The 17,876-nt window shown below is 68.3% G+C and carries 14 protein-coding genes; 12 read left to right on the forward strand and 2 right to left on the reverse strand.

Features of this window, described 5'->3' with window-relative positions; all coding sequences use genetic code 11:
- Positions 1-13: 13 nt before the first annotated feature.
- From VFK57_01420 to VFK57_01470, 11 genes are all read left to right on the forward strand, one after another.
- Positions 14-541 carry a hypothetical protein gene (locus VFK57_01420; GenBank protein HET7694339.1) on the forward strand — a complete coding sequence of 176 codons (528 nt, stop codon included), beginning with the start codon at positions 14-16 and terminating at the stop codon, positions 539-541.
- Between the two features lie 69 nt (positions 542-610).
- Positions 611-1,453 carry a hypothetical protein gene (locus VFK57_01425; protein HET7694340.1) on the forward strand — a complete coding sequence of 281 codons (843 nt, stop codon included), beginning with the start codon at positions 611-613 and terminating at the stop codon, positions 1,451-1,453.
- A 165-nt stretch (positions 1,454-1,618) separates the two neighbouring features.
- Complete coding sequence (mgtE, locus tag VFK57_01430) at positions 1,619-2,989, forward strand: magnesium transporter (protein ID HET7694341.1); 1,371 nt, start codon at positions 1,619-1,621, stop codon at positions 2,987-2,989.
- Positions 2,990-3,007: 18 nt separating this feature from the next.
- On the forward strand, positions 3,008-3,760 hold the full coding sequence (gene recO / locus VFK57_01435) for a DNA repair protein RecO (GenBank protein HET7694342.1): 753 nt from the start codon (positions 3,008-3,010) through the stop codon (positions 3,758-3,760).
- A gap of 81 nt (positions 3,761-3,841) precedes the next feature.
- Positions 3,842-4,750: a glycine--tRNA ligase subunit alpha gene (locus VFK57_01440; protein ID HET7694343.1), complete on the forward strand. Its 909-nt coding sequence runs from the start codon at positions 3,842-3,844 to the stop codon at positions 4,748-4,750.
- A gap of 81 nt (positions 4,751-4,831) precedes the next feature.
- Positions 4,832-7,036 (forward strand): glycine--tRNA ligase subunit beta, encoded by a 2,205-nt coding sequence (glyS, locus tag VFK57_01445; protein HET7694344.1) that lies wholly within the window; start codon positions 4,832-4,834, stop codon positions 7,034-7,036.
- Positions 7,037-7,039: 3 nt separating this feature from the next.
- Positions 7,040-9,856 (forward strand): pyruvate, phosphate dikinase, encoded by a 2,817-nt coding sequence (ppdK, locus tag VFK57_01450; protein ID HET7694345.1) that lies wholly within the window; start codon positions 7,040-7,042, stop codon positions 9,854-9,856.
- Between the two features lie 4 nt (positions 9,857-9,860).
- Entirely contained in the window at positions 9,861-10,829 is a 969-nt protein-coding gene (gene corA, locus VFK57_01455) for a magnesium/cobalt transporter CorA (GenBank protein ID HET7694346.1), read from the forward strand.
- Between the two features lie 91 nt (positions 10,830-10,920).
- The gene (gene mutL / locus VFK57_01460; protein HET7694347.1) at positions 10,921-12,720 is read left to right on the forward strand and encodes a DNA mismatch repair endonuclease MutL; all 1,800 of its coding nucleotides are present in this window, start codon (positions 10,921-10,923) and stop codon (positions 12,718-12,720) included.
- Positions 12,721-12,867: 147 nt separating this feature from the next.
- Positions 12,868-13,764, forward strand: coding sequence for a serine protease (locus VFK57_01465; GenBank protein ID HET7694348.1), 897 nt, complete (start codon positions 12,868-12,870; stop codon positions 13,762-13,764).
- A gap of 111 nt (positions 13,765-13,875) precedes the next feature.
- Complete coding sequence (locus VFK57_01470) at positions 13,876-15,132, forward strand: PQQ-dependent sugar dehydrogenase (GenBank protein HET7694349.1); 1,257 nt, start codon at positions 13,876-13,878, stop codon at positions 15,130-15,132.
- 10 nt (positions 15,133-15,142) lie between these two features.
- Here VFK57_01470 and VFK57_01475 read toward each other — a convergent pair whose 3' ends face one another.
- Both VFK57_01475 and VFK57_01480 read right to left on the reverse strand, forming a co-directional pair.
- A complete protein-coding gene (locus VFK57_01475) occupies positions 15,143-16,477 on the reverse strand; it encodes a replication-associated recombination protein A (protein HET7694350.1) in 1,335 nt (444 codons plus the stop codon).
- Positions 16,477-17,358 (reverse strand): RNA methyltransferase, encoded by an 882-nt coding sequence (locus tag VFK57_01480; GenBank protein HET7694351.1) that lies wholly within the window; start codon positions 17,356-17,358, stop codon positions 16,477-16,479. The genes VFK57_01475 and VFK57_01480 overlap by 1 nt, the downstream gene beginning before the upstream one ends.
- 55 nt (positions 17,359-17,413) lie before the next feature.
- On the opposite strand from VFK57_01480, the gene greA reads away from it, so the two are divergent.
- Positions 17,414-17,875, forward strand: a complete 462-nt coding sequence (greA, locus tag VFK57_01485; GenBank protein HET7694352.1) for a transcription elongation factor GreA — start codon at positions 17,414-17,416, stop codon at positions 17,873-17,875.
- The last annotated feature ends 1 nt before the right edge of the window (position 17,876 follow it).

Consider the following 17,876-nt stretch of genomic DNA (forward strand, 5'->3'; position numbering starts at 1 on the left):
GGAGAGCGGAACCATGAACAAGTTCGGTGACATCGACGATCTCGATCTCGCGCTGGCGCTGCGGCGCCTGGCCGACGCGGTGGACGTGCCGCCGATCGATCTGCGGCGCGAGGCGGCGTTGATGGCGGCGTTCGACGCGGCGCAGGGACGAGTGGAGCCGCAGCGCGGGCGCCGGCTCGCCTGCTGGGGAATGGCGGGGCTCGCGACGGCGGCGGCGCTGCTGATCGCGGTCGGTCTCGCCCCGGTTCGGGCGGGGCGCCACGGAACCCCACAAGGGGGAAGCCTGGCCATGCACGAGCCTCTTTCCTCCTCCCTCCGTGGCGCTCCGCTCGAGCCCGAGCCGCCCAGCGAGTTCGTCATCGTTCCCGGGGCCGCTGCGCTGCCCCCGATGGAAAGCGGCGAGCTGGTGCGGATGGACGTCCCGGTGTCGCTGCTGGCGGCGTTCGGCGTCGTCCCTCCCGCGAACCCCGTCGCGCGGGTGAGGGCGGATCTGATCGTCGGACAGGACGGCCTCCCGCGCGCCGTCCGTCTGGTGGATTGAGTACGAGCGGACGGACAGACGGACACCTGTGAGCCCGGCATTCAGTTCGGGCGTGTTGGAGAAACAGCGATGCAGATGATCAGGATCACGAAGCTCACGTGCGCGGCGCTCCTGGCCGCGTCCCCAATCATGGCCCAGGACGAACCGGGGCGCAGGGCCGCCGCCGAGGTCGCGGCGCGCGTGCCGCTCGAGCGGGCGTTCAAAGGGGCGCCGTACTCGGCGGACACGCTGATCGAGGGCTCGCAGCAGCTCGCCGACGGCAACCGGATCACGCGCAAGACCACCGGCCGCGTCTACCGCGACAGCGAAGGCCGGACCCGGCGCGAAGAGGATCGGCCGAACGGCGTCGTCACGATCTCGATCACCGATCCGGTCGCGGGTTACACCTACTCGCTCGATCCGGCCAACAAGATTGCGTGGCGGACCGCGATCGGCGCCGCGGGCGCCATCATGAACAAGATCGAAGGCGTGGAGACGACGCAGCCGGACGGCTCGCGGCGGGTCGCGCTCGAACGGCGCGAAGCCGAAACGGCCGCCGTGGCGGCGCGTGGCGGCGGCGGCGGGGGATTCGGCGGCGCGATGATGCCGGCGATGCGCGGCGGGACGGCGGCACCGCTCGAGCACAAGGTCATCGAAGGGGTCGCGGTGGAAGGGCGCAAGACGACGACCACGATCCCCGCGGGCCAGGTCGGCAACGAGCAGCCGATCACCATCGTCTCCGAGCAGTGGCGCTCGCCCGAGTTGAACCTGCTGATCCTGACGCGCCATTCCGATCCGCGCAGCGGCGATTCGAGCTACCGCCTCCTGAACATCGTCCGCGCCGAACCGGATCGCTCGCTCTTCATGGTGCCCGCCGACTACACCGTGAGAGAGACCGGCGTCCGCAAGATGCTCGATCAGTCCCGCAAGTAGCGCGCCGCCTACTGCTGCCCTGCGCACTGCTGCCCTGCGCGCTGCTGCCCTGCGCACTGCTGCACTGTTGCACTGCGCACTGTTGCACTGATGCACCGCGCACCGCGCACTGCGCACTGATTGCTTCGGATCCGCTCAATCGCATGGTAAATTGAGCGGATCTCTATGGCGCAGCGCAAGATTGACGTCGTCCTCGACTCGGTCCGAAGGCTCATACGCCTCGGCGCGACGGCGAATCTCGTCAACCTGCTCCACAAGCAGCACCCCGCGGACCTCGCCCAGGTCTTCGCCGAACTGGGGGAGAAAGACCGCGCCACCTCGTTCGCGCTGCTGCTCGAGAGAAACAGCAAGCTGGCGATGGAAGCGCTCAGCGAGCTCGGCCCCGAGGGGGGCGCCGCGCTGCTCGCCGATCGGTCCGCCGAAGAGATCGCCCGGCTCCTGCACGACCTCCCGTCGGACGACGCCGCGGCGATCATCGACAACCTGCCGGAACCGCTCTCCGCCGCCGTCCTCGAGCTGATCGGCAAGCGTCCGGGCGACGAAGTCGGCGAGCTGCTCGAGTACGAAGAGCAGACCGCCGGCCGCATCATGAACCCGAAAGTCTTCGCGCTTTCGGAAGACATGACCGCCGGTGAAGCCATCACCACGCTGCAGGGCGCGCGCGACGTCGAGATGGTGTTCTACCTCTACGTCGTCGACGGCCGCCGCCACCTGGTCGGCGTGATCTCCCTGCGGCGGCTGCTCCTGGTGCCGCCGTCGACGCCGCTCAAGCGGATCATGACGACCGACCTGACGAGCGTCAGGACGGACACCGACCAGGAAGAAGTCGCGCGCCTCGTCGCCTCCTACAACCTGCTGGCGCTGCCGGTCGTCGACGAGGAGAACAAGCTGGTCGGGGTCGTCACGGTCGACGACGTCATCGACGTCATCAAGGACGAGGCGACCGAGGACGTCTACCGGCTGGCCGGTGTCGCGGGGGACGACCGTGTGTTCTCCACCGCGGCGGAGTCGCTGCGCAAGCGGGTGCCGTGGCTCGAGGTCAACCTCGTGACCGCGTTCATCGCCGCGTCGGTCGTGGCGCTGTTCGAAGGGGCGATCGATTCGCTGCCGGTGCTGGCGGTGTTCATGCCGGTTGTCGCCGGCATGGGCGGCAACGCCGCGACGCAGACGCTGACGGTGATCGTCCGCGGCATCGCGCTCGGCGAGTTGACCTGGGCGAACTCCCGCAAGGCGCTGTTCAAGGAGGCGGCGGTCGGCATCGGCAACGGCGTGGCGTGCGGCGTGGTCGGGTGGCTGGTGGTCTGGGCGTGGAAAGGGGACTTCTGGCTCGGCGGCATCCTCTGCGCGGCGATGATCATCAACATGTTCGTCGCGTCGACTGCCGGCACGCTGATCCCGCTGGCGCTCCGCGCCATGAAAGTGGACCCCGCGCTCGCGTCGTCGGTGTTCATCACCACGTTGACCGACGTGTTCGGGTTCGCCTCGTGGCTCGGGCTGAGCACCGTGTTCCTCAAGTTCCTCCATCCCGCGGGATAGAATCGTTCCCGGTCCCCGATGCCGGTGTACACCGCCGACGCGCTGATTCTCCGCACCTACAAGCTGGGCGAGGCGGATCGAATCGTCGTGTTCCTCACGCGCGATCGCGGCAAGAAGCGCGGCGTCGCGAAAGGGGCGCGCCGGGCGAGGTCGCGCTTCACCGGCACGCTGGAATCGCTCACCCGCGCCGGTGTGGCCTACTACGAGCGCGAGCTGCGCGACCTCGTCCGCATCAACTACATCGAAACGCAGCGCAGTCCGTTGTCCGTCGTCGCGCGGAACCCGCAGGATGCCTCCGCGCTGGGGCACACGGAGTACTTCGCCGAGTTGATCGACGAATGGGCGCCCGAAGGGCACGCCGACGAACGGCTGTACCGCCTGGGCTCCTCCGTGATCGACGCGCTCGCCGACGGCGCGCCGACGGAACGGCTGGCGCGCTACTTCGAGTTCTGGCTGCTGCGGCTGCAGGGTGTGTATCCGCAGCTCTCGTCCTGCCCCGGCTGCGGCGGCCCCTTCGACGGCGGCGCGGTGATGCCGCCGCGCGAGCACCACTACCTGTGCGCACGGTGTGCGCCGGGCGGCGGCACGACGATCTCCCTCGATGCGCTCCGATTCCTCCGCAGCGCCGCCGCCGCGTCGCCGGAATCGGTCGGTGAGATCCCGCTGGCCGCGGCCGCCGCCCGCGAACTCGAAACCGCCCACCGGCGGCTGATTCACGTCAATCTGGACAAAGAACTGAAGTCGGCCCGCGTCCTCCGCCAGCTTCGCTGACGCGCCGCCGGCACCCCGCACCCGGCACCCGCACCCCGGCATCCCGCCGAAGGCGGCCAGACGCTATAATTGACGGATCGCGTGACGTTTCAGCAACTGATCTTCAAACTGTCCGAGTTCTGGGCCACCCGCGGCTGCCTTCTGCAGCAACCCCTCGACATCGAGATGGGCGCCGGGACGATGCATCCCGAGACGTTTCTGCGCGTGCTGGGCGGCGAACACTGGAACGTGGCCTACGTGCAGCCCTCGCGGCGGCCGGCGGACGGCCGCTTCGGCGAGAACCCCAACCGGCTGTTCAAGCATCACCAGTTCCAGGTGATTCTGAAGCCCGCCCCTGACGAAGTGCAGCAGCTCTACCTGCAGAGCCTCGAGGCGTGCGGCATCGACCTGCGCGCGCACGACGTGCGGTTCGAGGAAGACAACTGGGAGTCCCCGACGCTCGGCGCCTGGGGGATCGGCTGGCAGGTGCTCTTCGACGGCCAGGAAATCACCCAGTTCACCTATTTTCAGCAGGCCGGCGGCATCGACCTCGCGCCGATTTCCGTCGAGCTGACCTACGGCCTCGAGCGGTTCGCGATGGCGCTGCAGGACGTCGACAACGTGTTCGATCTCGACTGGGCGCCGGGCGTCAAGTATCGCGACGTCCGGCATCGCGACGAAGTGGAGCAGTCGAAGTATGCCTTCGGTCAGGTCGACATGCCGAAGGAGGAGTTCAATCGCATCCATCGCGAGCTGTTCGATCAGTACTATCTGCTGGCGCAGACCCTGCTGCGGTCCAGCCTGGTGCTGCCGGCGCTCGACTACTGCCTGAAGTGCTCGCACGCGTTCAACCTGATGGATGCGAGCGGCGGCATCGGCGTGACCGAGCGCATGGCCTACATTCTCAAGGTGCGCCAGATGGCGGTCGCGATCGCGAAACAGTGGGCGGGCGTCGAGGATGGGCAACGGCCTGACGCTCCGGCACAAAGCTCACAAAGCTCACGAAAATGAACCATAACGACAATTCCGTTGTGGACTTTGTGATCTTCGTGGTCTTTGTGCCGGAGCGTGAGCCGTCGACCGTGAACACCTATGGATCGTGAGCTTCTTCTCGAGATCGGCGTCGAGGAGCTGCCCGCCGACTGGCTCCCGGGATTGACGACGCAGCTGCGGGAGAAGCTGCAGGCGCGGCTGAAGGAAATGCGGCTGGTGCCGGACGCGCCGGTCGAGAGCTTCAGCACCCCCCGGCGGCTGACCGCGCGGATCGACCGCATGCCGGAACGCCAGGAGGACCTCGACGAGACCGTCACCGGTCCGCCGGTGTCAGCGGCGTTCACCCCCGCCGGCGACCCGACGCCGGCCGCCCTCGGCTTTGCCCGGAAGCAGGGGATGGCGTTCGAGGCGCTGGAGCGCGTGAAGACCGACAAAGGCGAGTACCTGGCCGCGAAGAAGCATTTCCGCGGGAAGAGTACCGTCGACGCGCTGCCGGATCTGCTCGGCGCGCTGCTCCGCGACCTGACGTTCCCCAAGCAGATGCACTGGGACGCGATGCTGGAGGACGGCAAGGGGGAGCTCGTGTTCGGCCGTCCGATCCGCTGGCTGCTGTATCTCTACGGCGGACGCGTCGTCCCGTTCACGATCGCGCGGATGCCGAACGCCGCCGGCGCGCAAGTGCAGGAGATCACCACGGGCGCGGTGACCTACGGCCATCGCTTCCTTGCCACCAGCGGACGCGCCGGACGCTCCGTGAAAGTCCGCACCTTCGACGACTACCGGGCGCGGCTGCCCGAGCATTTCGTCATCCTCGAGCACGCCGATCGCCGCGACCGCATCGGGCGGGAGATCGAGGCGAAGGCGCGCAAGCTGGGCGGACGCGTCCATCTGCGCGAGCACGCGGCGTTGCTCGACACGGTCGCGGATCTGGTGGAATACCCCGGTGTGGTTGCCGGGTTCTTCGGCCGCGAGTTCCTGGCGCTCCCGCAGGAGGTGCTCACCACGACGCTGGTGCATCACCAGCACTACTTCCCGGTGGTGAGCGAGTCGGGGGCGCTGAAGGAGGCGTTTCTCGCCGTCGTCAACACGCAGCCGTCGGACGAACGGCTGATTGCGAGGAACGCCGAGCGCGTCGTCGCCGCGCGGCTGCGGGACGCGAAGTTCTTCTGGGACGAGGATCGCGGCACCAGGCTCGAGGATCGGCGCGAGCGGCTCGACACGATCGTCTTCCACAAGAAGCTGGGCAGCTATCGCGACAAGGCCGATCGCCTCGAGACGCTGGCGCGGACGATCGCCGCGGATGTGTTCGGCGCCGCGGAGCACGCGGACCATGCGGCGAGGGCGGCCCGCCTCGCGAAGTCGGATCTCGCGACCGCGATGGTCTTCGAGTTTCCCGAGCTGCAGGGGATCATGGGCGGCGTCTACGCGCGCGAAGAAGGGCTGCCGGAGCCGGTCTGGAAGGCGATTTACTACCAGTACCTGCCCATCGGCGTGGAGCCGGATGCGCCGCCGCACGCCAAGGACCTCGGCGCCGGCGCGGTCGCGTGGGCGGCACTGGCGCTCGCCGACAAGCTCGATAGCTTCGCCGCGCTCACCAAGGCCGGCGAGCGCGCCACCGGTTCGCGGGATCCGTTCGGACTCCGGCGGCAGATGCAGGGCGTGGTCAGAATCCTGATGGATCTGCCGGAGCTCACGGGCATCGACCGCGAAATCGCGATTTCGTCGCTGGCGCCGGTGGCGGCGCCGCAGGTGCCTGTGGCGGACTCGTGGGATCCCGCCGGGGTGATCGGGGGTAACGCCCACGAGCGCATCCGGTTCGCGCTGCAGCAGCGTGGCTTCAGCGCTCCGGTGATCCGCAGTGCCGTCTCGACCAGCGGAACGGACAACCCGCTGAGGGCGCGGCGCATTGCCGAGGCTTTGAAGGCGCTCGAAGGATCGGCCGATCTGTCCGCTCTGGCGGTGCTCTTCAAACGCGTCAAGAACATCGCGCGTGAATTGAACGCCGACTCCCCGCTCGACCGCGGCGTGCTCGACGAGCCGGCCGAGAAGGCGCTGCTCGCAGGGCTGGACGCGGTGCGTCCGCGGGTCGAGGCGGCGGTGCAGGCGCGTGACTACCGGCGGGCGCTCGCCGAGATCGCGTCGCTGCGGCCTGCGGTCGACCGGTTCTTTACTGAAGTGTTCGTGATGGCAGATGATGCGCGGTTGCGTACGGCGCGTCTGAAACTGATGGCTGACCTCCGGGATCTCGCGCTGCAGCTGGCGGACATCTCGGAACTGGCAGCCGAGGAAGGGAAGCAGTCGTAGAACATGGCCAAGAAACTCGCGCGGAAGGCGTCGGCATCGAAAGGCAAGGGCAGCAAGGCATCCGGCCGCACGGCGGGCGGCGGACGACGGACGGCGGACAGCGGGGCAGCGAAGGGCAAGTACGTGTACCTGTTCGGGCGCAGGACCGACGGCAACGGGACGATGAAGCCGCTGCTCGGCGGCAAGGGGGCGAACCTCGCCGAGATGTGCCGCATCGGCCTGCCGGTCCCGCCCGGGTTCACGATCACCACCGAGGTCTGCACCTATTACTACGACAACCGGCGCGCCTATCCGCCGTCGCTGCGCGGCCAGATGGAGGCCGGCATCGCTTCGATCGAGCAGCAGACCGGCAAGAAGTTCGGCGACCTGAAGAACCCGCTGCTCGTGTCGGTGCGCTCGGGGGCGCGCGACTCGATGCCCGGGATGATGGACACCATCCTCAACCTCGGCCTGAACGACAAGACGGTCGAGGCGCTCTCGGCCAGGACCAGCAATCCGCGCTTCGCCTGGGACTGCTACCGGCGGTTCGTGCAGATGTACGGCGACGTCGTGCTCGGCGTCCAGAAGCGCCCCGAGGAGGATCACGAGCCGTTCGAAACCGTGATCCACAGCCTCAAGCACGAGCGCTATCACACCGACGTCGAGGACACCAAGCTCTCGGTCGACGATCTCCGGGAGCTGGTGAAGCGCTTCAAGGGGCTGGTGAAGGAGCGCGCCGGCAAGGAGTTCCCCGATTCGCCGTGGGATCAGCTGCTGGGAGCCGTCGGCGCGGTGTTCGGGTCGTGGATGAACGACCGCGCCATCGTCTACCGGCGCAAGTACAACATCCCCACCGAGTGGGGCACCGCGGTGAACGTGCAGGCGATGGTCTACGGCAACACCGGCGACGAGTCCGGATCCGGGGTCGCGTTCACGCGCAATCCCGCCAACGGCGTGAAGGAGTTCTACGGCGAGTTCCTCATCAACGCGCAGGGAGAGGACGTCGTCGCCGGCGTCCGCACGCCGGAGCCGGTCGCCGAGCTGAAGCGGCAGATGCCGAAGGCGTATGCCGAGCTGGAGCGCATCCGCCAGACGCTCGAGAAGCACTTCAAGGACGTGCAGGACTTCGAGTTCACGATCGAGGACGGCGTCGTCTACATGCTGCAGACGCGCAACGGCAAGCGCACCGCGATGGCGGCGCTCAAGTTCTCGATGGACATGTACAAGGAGAAGCTGATCGACTGGAAGACGGCGGTGATGCGCAACCCCGCCGATCAGCTCGACCAGCTGCTCGCGCCGGTGTTCGACGCGTCGGAAGTCGACAGCGCGAGGGCGATCGCGACCGGCCTGCCCGCCGGCCCGGGCGCCGCATCCGGGCAGATCTATCTCAACGCGGAGCGCGCCGTCGCCGCCGCCGACAAGGGCGAGAAGGTGCTGCTGGTGCGCATCGAGACCTCGCCCGAGGATCTGCGCGGCATGATCGCGGCCGAGGGGATCCTCACCGCGCGCGGCGGGGTGTCGTCGCACGCCGCGCTGGTCGCGCGGCAGATGGGCAAGGTCTGCGTCTGCGGCGCCGCGGCGGTCGAAGTCGATTACCAGGGGCGCACCGTCAAGGTCGACGGCAGGAACTACAAGGAAGGCGACTGGATGTCGATCGACGGCACGGCGGGGAAGGTCTACGCCGGCAAGGTGAAGACCGCGCCGTCCGAGATCGTCGCCGGCCTGATCTCCGGCGACGACGCGGCGAAGAAGACCGAGAAGTTCAAGCACTTCCAGCAGCTGATGAAGTGGTGCTCGGATGCCTCGCGGATGAGCGTGCGCACGAACGCCGACACGCCCGAGCAGACGGCGAACGCGGTCGCGTTCGGCGCCGTCGGCATCGGCCTCACGCGGACCGAGCACATGTTCTTCGAGGGGGATCGCATCGACGCGATGCGCGAGATGATCCTCGCCGAGACGGTCGAGGCGCGCAAGGCGGCGCTCGCCAAGCTGCTGCCCTACCAGCGCGAGGACTTCGCCGGCATCTTCCGCGCCCTGAAGGGCTATCCGGCGACGATTCGCTTCCTCGATCCGCCGCTGCACGAGTTCCTGCCGCACACCAGGGAGCAGCAGGCGGAGCTGGCGAAGAAGATCGGCGTGCCGGCGGCGCGCATCCATCAGCGCGTCGAGCAGCTGCACGAGTTCAACCCGATGCTCGGATTCCGCGGCTGCCGCCTCGGCATCGGCTACCCCGAGATCTCGGAGATGCAGGCGCGCGCCGTCTTCGAGGCCGCGGCGGCGGTCCAGAAGGAAGGGATCAAGGTGCGCCCCGAGATCATGATCCCGCTGGTCGGGTTCAAGAAGGAACTCGATCTGCAGATCGAGGTCGTCCACAAGGCGGCGCGCGAGGTCCAGGCCGAGCGGAAGGTGAAGCTGAATTACATGGTCGGCACCATGATCGAGATCCCGCGCGGCGCGCTGACCGCCGACGAGATCGCCCAGTCGGCCGAGTTCTTCAGCTTCGGCACCAACGACCTGACGCAGACCGGCCTGGGGATGTCGCGCGACGACTCGGGATCGTTCCTGCCGCAGTATCAGGAGCTCGAGATCGTCAAGAAGAACCCGTTCGCGACCATCGACGCCACCGGTGTCGGCCAGCTGGTCGAGATCGCGGTGAAGAAGGGACGCGCCGCGCGCCCCGACATCAAGCTCGGCATCTGCGGCGAGCACGGCGGCGATCCGGCGTCGATCCACTTCTTCGAGAGAGTCGGGCTCGACTACGTGAGCTGCTCGCCCTACCGCGTCCCGGTGGCGCGGCTCGCCGCGGCACAGGCGGCGCTGCAGAGCAAGCCACAAGGCTGACGCATTGATCCGGATCCTCGCGCACGCGAACGGGACCACGAGCCCGGCGGATCGGGTCGATCCGGCGTGGCTCGCCCCCGGGAGCGGCGTGAAGATCTGGGTCGATCTGCTGAATCCGACCCCCGAGGAGGGGCAGAGCATCCTCGTCGACCTGTTCCACTTCCACGAACTGGCGGTCGAGGATGCGCTGAGCGCGCTGCAGTATCCGAAGGTCGAGTCGTACGGCGAGTACCTGTATCTGATCCTGCACCGGATCGACTTCGAAGGCTCCGAGCACTGCTTCAAGACCCACGACGTCGATTTCTTTCTCGGCCCCAATTACCTGGTCACCATCCACACCGGCGATTCGCGCTCGATTCAGCACGTCGCCGACGTCTGCGGCCGCAATCCCCGCGCCCTGGGGGAGGGGGTCGCGGCGCTGATGCACCGCATCATCGACGCCATGGTCGACAACTACCGGCCGGAGATCGACGAGCTGAACGAGCGGCTCGACGACCTCGAGGCGCAGGTGTTCGAGCCCAGCACGCCGACCCTGACCCGCGACATCCTCGAGTTCAAGAAGGACGTCTCGTCGCTGCGCCGCGTCGTCCTGCCGCAGCGCGACGTGATCGGCCGTCTGGCCCGGCGCGAGTTCTCGCTGATCGACGAAGCGATCGCCTACCGCCTGCGCGACATCCACGACGCGCTGGTGCGGCTGGCCGACGAGTCGATCCAGTTCCAGGACCGCATCACCAGCCTGCTCGACGCCAATCTCGCCATCGTCTCGAACCAGTTGAACAGCGTGATGAAGGTGCTCACCATCATCGCGACGCTGTTCATGCCGCTCACGGTGATCACCGGCATGTGGGGCATGAACGTGCCGCTGCCGCATCTGCCCGGCGGCGAGCAGCTGCAGTTCTGGTGGGTCGCGGCCTTGATGATCGGGCTCTCGGTCGGGATGCTCGCGTACTTCCGCAGGCGCGGCTGGATCTAGCAAAATGTGGAAATCTGGAAACGTGGAAATGTGGAAATCTTAGATTTCCAGACTTCCAGATTTCCACATTTCCAAATTTCCAAATCCCGATATGCCGCGAATTTCCCGACTGCCTCCCGAGCTCGCCAACCAGATCGCCGCCGGCGAAGTGGTCGAACGGCCCGCGTCGGTGGTCAAGGAGCTGGTCGAGAACGCCCTCGATGCCGGGGCGCGGCGCATCGCCGTCTCGGTCGATCTCGGCGGCAAGAAGCTGATTCGCGTCGAAGACGACGGCGAGGGGATGGAGCCGGAGGATGCGCGGCTCGCCATCGAGCGCCACGCCACCAGCAAGATCCGCCACGCCGACGATCTCGGCGCGATTCAGACGCTCGGGTTTCGCGGCGAGGCGCTCCCCAGCATCGCATCGGTGTCGCACTTCACGCTGCGCACGCGCGCGCGGGGGGCTCAGAGCGGAACCGAGATCAAGGTGAACGCCGGCGTCGTCGCCTCGATCCGCGAAGTCGGCTCGCCGGAGGGAACGGCGATCGAGGTCGCGGATCTCTTCTACAACCTGCCGGCGCGGCGCAAGTTCCTCAAGTCCGACACCGCCGAGACGACGCAGATCTCCAGGCTGGTCACGCAGATGGCGCTGGGGTATCCCGAGGTCGGCTTCACGCTCGTCAGCGGCGGCGCGACGGGGCAGGGGCGGACGCTGCTGCAATGCCCGCCGGCCGCCGGGCTGCGGGAGCGGTTCTTCCAGCTGTACGGCGAGCGCGCGGATCTCGTCGACGTGCGAAAGGACGCCGCGGGGCTTCGCATCGAAGGGTTCGCCGCCGCGCTCGGCGACCATGGCCCGACCCGCGGCGCGCAGAACGTCTTCGTCAACCGCCGCATCGTCAAGGACCGGACCATCGCGCACGCGATCATCGAGGCCTACAGCGTCGCGACGATCAAGGAGCGCAGCCCCGAGGTGCATCTCTTCATCGAGATTGCGCCGGACCGCGTCGACGTCAACGTGCATCCCACCAAGGCGGAAGTGCGGTTCCTGGAGGGGTCGCTCGTCCACCAGGTCCTGCGCCGCGCGCTCGGCGAAGCGCTGGGCACGCCGCGGGCACCGGAGCTGACGCTGTCGGCGGCGCCGTGGCGAGCCGACGAGCCGCGCGCGGCGGCGCTCCCGGAACTCTGGGCGCGCACGGCGAATCCCTCATCGCTGGTCCCTGATCCTGGATCCTTCATCCCGGATCCTGAATCGCGGATCACGGATCCCGGGATCCAGGATTCAGGATCCGTGATTAGGGATTCAGGATCAGCGATCAGGGATGAGGGATTCACCGTCCGGCCAATGATCCCGTTAGGCCAGTTCCGCGAAACGTTCATCATCGCCGTGGACGACGAGGGGGTGGCGATCATCGACCAGCACGTTGCGCACGAGCGCGTGCTGTTCGAGCAGCTGATGGAGCGGCTCACGTCGGGCCGTCTGGAGAGCCAGCGGATGCTGGCGCCGATCGTGGTGGACCTGCCGCCGGCGCAGCGCGAAGCGCTCAAGGGGCACGCCGCGCGGCTCGAACGGCTCGGACTCGAGATCGAGGAGTTCGGCGGCGACAGCGTCAGGCTGTCGGCGGTTCCGGCGCTGCTCGCGCCCGGCGAGTGCGAGGCGGCCGTCCGGGCGCTGGCCAACGACCTCGAGGGGCTGGGGGCCGGCAGCGGCGCCGACGAGGCGCTCCGGCGGATTGCCGCGACGATGGCGTGTCATGCGGCGGTGAAGGCGAATTACCCGCTGACGCTCGACAAGATGCGCTACATCCTGGACGAGCTGCGGCGCACCGCCTATTCGAGCGTTTGCCCGCACGGGCGGCCGGTCGTCTTGCGACTGACCCGCCGCGAGATTGAGAAGAACTTTCAGCGCATCTGACCCCGTCATGTAATTTCTTCCCTTGACGGGCGCGTGCTGTCCGTTTAAGCTGCAGTCTCCCAGCAAGTTGAAAGTCCAAGCGAAAAAGGCGTCGGGGAAACCCGTACGCAATGCTGTTCGTGCGCAGCTGCCGAACTTGGAGTACGTATGCCGCGAGGCCTGCTTCCGACTCTGATTTTTGCGTTTTCAGCCATCATCTTCTTCAGTCTCGGCAACATGATCGCCGCGCGCGGCGCGACGGAGGCGGAGAACGAGCAGCTCGCACAGATTGCGGCGCTTCGCGCCGAGGTCGGTGCGCTCAAGCGGCAGCGTCTCGAAACGCAGGGCACGTCCGGCCGCATCGAACCGCCCGGCGCCCCCATGGATGACGCCGGACGCGCGGCGCTGGTGGCCGACATCAAACAGCAATTGAAGGCCGAGATGGGTTTGCTGCCCGTCAGCCTCCTCCGCGAGCGCCGCCGCAGCTTCGTCGAGCTCTACTCCTACGACATGACCGGCGCGAGCAACTACGGCACGGCCGGGTACCTGGGGAACGGCTACTTCGTCACCGTCAAGCACGGCGTCGTCGCCCTCGGCGACCAGCCGCCGGCACGGCGGATCGCGTCGGTGAAGATCATGTATCAGGGCCGGGCGATTGCCGCGAAAGTGATCGACACCGGCGACGCGCAGGTCGAAGTGGATCCGGGCGACTGGGCCATCCTCAAGGTCAAGGAACCGATCGACCTCCCGCCGCTCGACGTGAACCTCGGCTACGGCTTCGATTTCGCCGAATCGATCTTCCGCCTCGGCAACGACTATTCCAAGGGCATCATCCTCTCGACCGGCTACGTCGGCCAGAAGACCTCCAACAACCTGATCACGTGCCTCACCGACGGCCACCCGGGTGTCTCGGGCGGCGGCGTGCTCAACGCGGACGGTCAGCTGGTCGGGATCCCGATCGGCCGGATGCAGGGGGACTATCGCTTCTCGTTCATCCTCCCGCTGCGCGCCGAGATGTTCCGGAAGGTCCCCGCGCTCGCGGCGGACCACGTCACGCAACCCTGATCGTCATACGCGTTCCGTAAGCGGCGGCACGAAATCGTCAGCGCCGGCGCGGGATCGCCCGTGCCCGGCGTCGTGCGCCCCGGCATCACGCTTGCTCTGACGGCCGGTCTCATGCCATCCGCCTTCCGCTGTGTGCCGGCGGTGCTGTCGGCGGTGCTGCTGTTTTCCAGCCCGCTCGTCTCTGCGCCGCCCACGCTCGGCCTGGAACCGTATGCGAGCGGCTTCACGGCGCCGGTCGCCGTCGTCCAGGATCCGGCCGATCCGCTCGTCCAGTTCGTGGTGGAGCAGCGCGGCCGGATCAGGACGGTGGTCGCGGGCGTCGTCCAACCCGCGGACTTCCTCGATCTCCGCGGTTCGGTGGCCAGCGCCGGCGAGCGCGGGCTGCTCGGCATGGCGTTTCCCCCGGACGCCGCGGCGACCCGGCGGTTCTTCGTCAACTACACGGATCTGAACGGCCATACCGTGGTCGCGCGCTACACCCGATCGGCGAACCCGCGGATCGCGGACCCGTCGTCGCGGGCGCCGCTCACCTGGTCCACCGGCCTGCCTTACATCGAACAGCCGTTCGCGAATCACAACGGGGGATGGCTGGCGTTCGGGCCTGACGGGTATCTGTACGTCGGAATGGGAGACGGCGGCAGCGCCAACGATCCGCTGAACAACGGGCAGAACGTGTCGACGCTGCTCGGCAAGATGCTGCGCGTCGACGTGTCGGGCGACGCCCCCGGCGGATTCCGGGTGCCGGCCGACAATCCGTTCCTGCAGAATGCGGCGTATCGGCCAGAGATCTGGGCGATTGGCTTCCGCAATCCGTGGCGCTACACCTTCGACGATCCGGGGCGAGGCGGCACCGGCGCGCTCGTGATTGGTGACGTCGGTCAGGGGCGCTGGGAAGAGATCGACTACGAGCCGGCGGGCGCCGGCGGGCGCAATTATGGCTGGGTGCTGCGGGAAGGGTCCGAGCCGACGCTCGGCGCACCCGCGTTCCATCCGTCGTTTCTGCCGCTCACCGACCCCGTGCACCAGTACGATCACACCGTCGGGGCGTCGGTGACCGGCGGCTATGTCTACCGCGGGCTGCGCATGGGCGCGCTCTACGGCCGGTACTTCTTCGCCGACTTCATCACCGGCCGCGTCTGGTCGGCGCAGGTGACGGTGAATCCGGCGTCGCGCGAAGGCACGTTCGGCGACATCACCGATCACACCGCGGCGCTGCGCGCGACCTCTCCGCTCGGGAACGTGAGTTCCTTCGGCGTCGATGCCCTGGGAGAGCTGTTCGTCGTGGACTACAGCCGGGGCGCGGTGCTGCGCATCGTCCAGCTCGATCCGCGACCCGCCGCGCCCGGCAACTTCCGCATCATCCGCTGAGGCACGGGCGTCAGCGGCGCCGCCGCCACTGCGCCAGACGGCGCCTGATCTCCGCTTCGTAGCCGCGCTCGGTCGGCTCGTAGAACGTTCGCCCCTCGTGCGCCGGCGGCAGACACGTCATGTCCGCCGCGATCCCTTCCGCCTCGTCATGGGCGTACCTGTAGTCCTTGCCATAGTCGAGCGACTTCATCAGGCGCGTGGGCGCGTTGCGGAGGTGCAGCGGCACCGGCTCGGCGACTTCGCGGGCCGCCGCCTCCGCCGCCTCGTTGTACGCCCGGTACACGGCGTTGCTCTTGGGGGCGGTCGCCATGTAGATCGCCGCCTGCGCGAGCGCGGTATTCCCCTCGGGCATGCCGATGAAATGCACGGCGTCCTTTGCCGCGACCGCGATCGCCAGCGCCTGCGGATCGGCGTTGCCGATGTCCTCGGACGCGAACCTCACCAGCCGCCGCGCGATGTAGAGCGCATCCTCGCCCGACTCCACCATCCGCGCCAGCCAGTAGACCGCCGCGTCCGGGTCGCTGTTGCGCATCGATTTGTGCAGCGCCGAGATCAGGTTGTAGTGCTCTTCACCGGTCTTGTCGTAGAGCAGCGACCGGTTCTGCGCGAGATCGGCCACCAGCGCCGCATCGATCGCCTTGCCTGCGGCCGCGGCCGCGGCGGCCATCTCGAGCATGTTCAGCGCGACGCGGGCGTCGCCGTTCGCATACCGCGCGATCCCGGTCAGCGCGTCGTCGGTCGCCGTGAGGTGCTGCGCGCCGAGCCCGCGCTCGGCGTCGTCGAGCGCGCGGCGCAGGATGGTCAGCATCGCGTCCCGCGTCAGCGGCTTCAGGACGTGCACCTTGGAGCGGGACAGCAGCGCCGAATTCACCTCGAACGACGGGTTCTCCGTCGTCGCGCCGATCAACACGATGTCTCCCGATTCGACCCGCGGCAGAAACGCATCCTGCTGCGCCTTGTTGAAGCGGTGGATCTCGTCGACGAACAGGATGGTGCGGGAGCCGGATCGCCGCCGCGCCTGCTCGGCCTCGGCCATCACCTCGCGGATCTCCTTGATCCCGGAGAGCACGGCGCTGAACGCGATGAAGTGCGCGCGCGTCGCGTTCGCAATCACCCGCGCCAGCGTCGTCTTGCCGGTCCCGGGCGGGCCCCACAGGATGATCGAGCGCAGCCGATCGCGCTCGATCGCTTCGCGCAGCGGGCGGCCCGGCGCCAGCAGCGCCTCCTGGCCGACGATGTCGTCGAGCGTGCGCGGACGCATCCGCTCGGCGAGCGGCGCGGAGGCATCGACCGCGGGGCGGCCGGGGTCGGGGGCGGGCGGTGGGTCGTCGGCGAAGAGATCCATCATGCGCGGCGCTGCCGCATGGCCTCGTAGAGAATGACGGCGGCGGCGACCGCCACGTTGAGTGATTCGACCTGTGCCGGGCCGGCACCGCGATCCGCCGCGTTCATGGGGATCGTGACGGTCTGCCCGACGGCGCGGACCGTATCGGCGTCGACGCCGGATCCTTCCGCGCCGAGCACGATGCCGACGGGACGCCGCAGGTCGAGTGCCGGGAGCGGCGTGCCGCCCCGCGGAACGGCCGCGACCAGGTGGACGCCCGCGCCGCGCGCCGCGTCGATCACGCCGGTCAATTGCGCGCGCGCGGTGACCGGCACCCGAAACGTGCCGCCCATCGCGCCGCGCAGCGCCTTCCATCCGAACGGGTCCGCGCTGCCGTCGAGCGCGATCACGCCGGAGGCGCCGAAGGCCGCGGCGGTGCGCACGATCGCGCCGACGTTGCCCGGGTCCTGCACGCCGGCGGCGACGACGACGAGCGGAACGTGGGCGGCGTTCGAGAACACCGCCGGCAGATCGGCCGGCCGCGCGCGTCCGATCGCGACGACGCCGGAGGGATGCTGGACCGGGCTCATCGCGGCGAGCACCTGATCGGTGACCGAGAGGACGCGGCCGCCGCGCCGGCCGACATCACGCGCGATGGCGGCGAGCGGTCCGTGTCCGCCGGCAAGCCCCGTCTCGGCGACCGCGGCGATCTCGACGGCGACGCCGCAGGCCAGCGCCTCGTGTACGAGGTGCTCGCCGTCGAGGAGCACGTCCAGCACGTCCGTGGCCGGGCGGCCGCGCGCCGCGTGTCCGCGCCCCCCGGCGCCAGCCGCGCGCGCGCGGCGCGCCAGATCGCGGAATCGCTTCACGACCGCGTTCTGGCGGCTGCTGATCCGTTCCATCCTGCTGGATATTACTGTCAATTCCACGGGTCCCGATTCTGCTAACATCGCCCTGGTGAAGGAACGGATCCTGAAGAAGTTCGAGGACGAGATCGCGCAGCTCGATCGGGAGCTGAAGACCGAGCTGCCGCGGGAGATCAAGCGCGCGCGGGAGCTCGGCGATCTGCGCGAGAATGCCGAGTATCAGGCGGCGAAGGAGCGGCAGCGCCTCGTCGAATCGCGCATCAGTCTGCTGCAGAAGCGCGTCAGCGAGATCCAGCTCATGAACCTCGACAGGATTCCGCGCGACAAGGTCGGGTTCGGATCGACGGTGACGCTCGAAGAAGACGGCCAGACGATCGTCTACCAGCTCGTGATGCCCGAAGACGCCAGCGTCGAGGACGGGCTCATCTCCACCGCGTCGCCGATCGGCCGCGCCCTGCTCAACAAGGAAGAGGGGGACGAAGTGGTGGTGAAGACCCCCAACGGCACGGAACGGCGGTTCGAGATCACCAAGCTGGTCACGATCCACGACTGAC

The sequence above is a fragment of the Vicinamibacterales bacterium genome, from assembly GCA_035699745.1.
Lineage (GTDB): Bacteria > Acidobacteriota > Vicinamibacteria > Vicinamibacterales > 2-12-FULL-66-21 > JAICSD01.

Coding starts and splice junctions, on each gene's coding strand:
- ppdK (HET7694345.1), top strand. CDS start 7,040: ATGGCCAAGAAACTCGCGCGGAAGGCGTCGGCATCGAAAGGCAAGGGC.
- mgtE (HET7694341.1), top strand. CDS start 1,619: ATGGCGCAGCGCAAGATTGACGTCGTCCTCGACTCGGTCCGAAGGCTC.
- VFK57_01425 (HET7694340.1), top strand. CDS start 611: ATGCAGATGATCAGGATCACGAAGCTCACGTGCGCGGCGCTCCTGGCC.
- VFK57_01470 (HET7694349.1), top strand. CDS start 13,876: ATGCCATCCGCCTTCCGCTGTGTGCCGGCGGTGCTGTCGGCGGTGCTG.
- recO (HET7694342.1), top strand. CDS start 3,008: ATGCCGGTGTACACCGCCGACGCGCTGATTCTCCGCACCTACAAGCTG.
- VFK57_01475 (HET7694350.1), bottom strand. CDS start 16,477: ATGGATCTCTTCGCCGACGACCCACCGCCCGCCCCCGACCCCGGCCGC.
- VFK57_01480 (HET7694351.1), bottom strand. CDS start 17,358: ATGGAACGGATCAGCAGCCGCCAGAACGCGGTCGTGAAGCGATTCCGC.
- VFK57_01420 (HET7694339.1), top strand. CDS start 14: ATGAACAAGTTCGGTGACATCGACGATCTCGATCTCGCGCTGGCGCTG.
- mutL (HET7694347.1), top strand. CDS start 10,921: ATGCCGCGAATTTCCCGACTGCCTCCCGAGCTCGCCAACCAGATCGCC.
- VFK57_01465 (HET7694348.1), top strand. CDS start 12,868: ATGCCGCGAGGCCTGCTTCCGACTCTGATTTTTGCGTTTTCAGCCATC.
- glyS (HET7694344.1), top strand. CDS start 4,832: ATGGATCGTGAGCTTCTTCTCGAGATCGGCGTCGAGGAGCTGCCCGCC.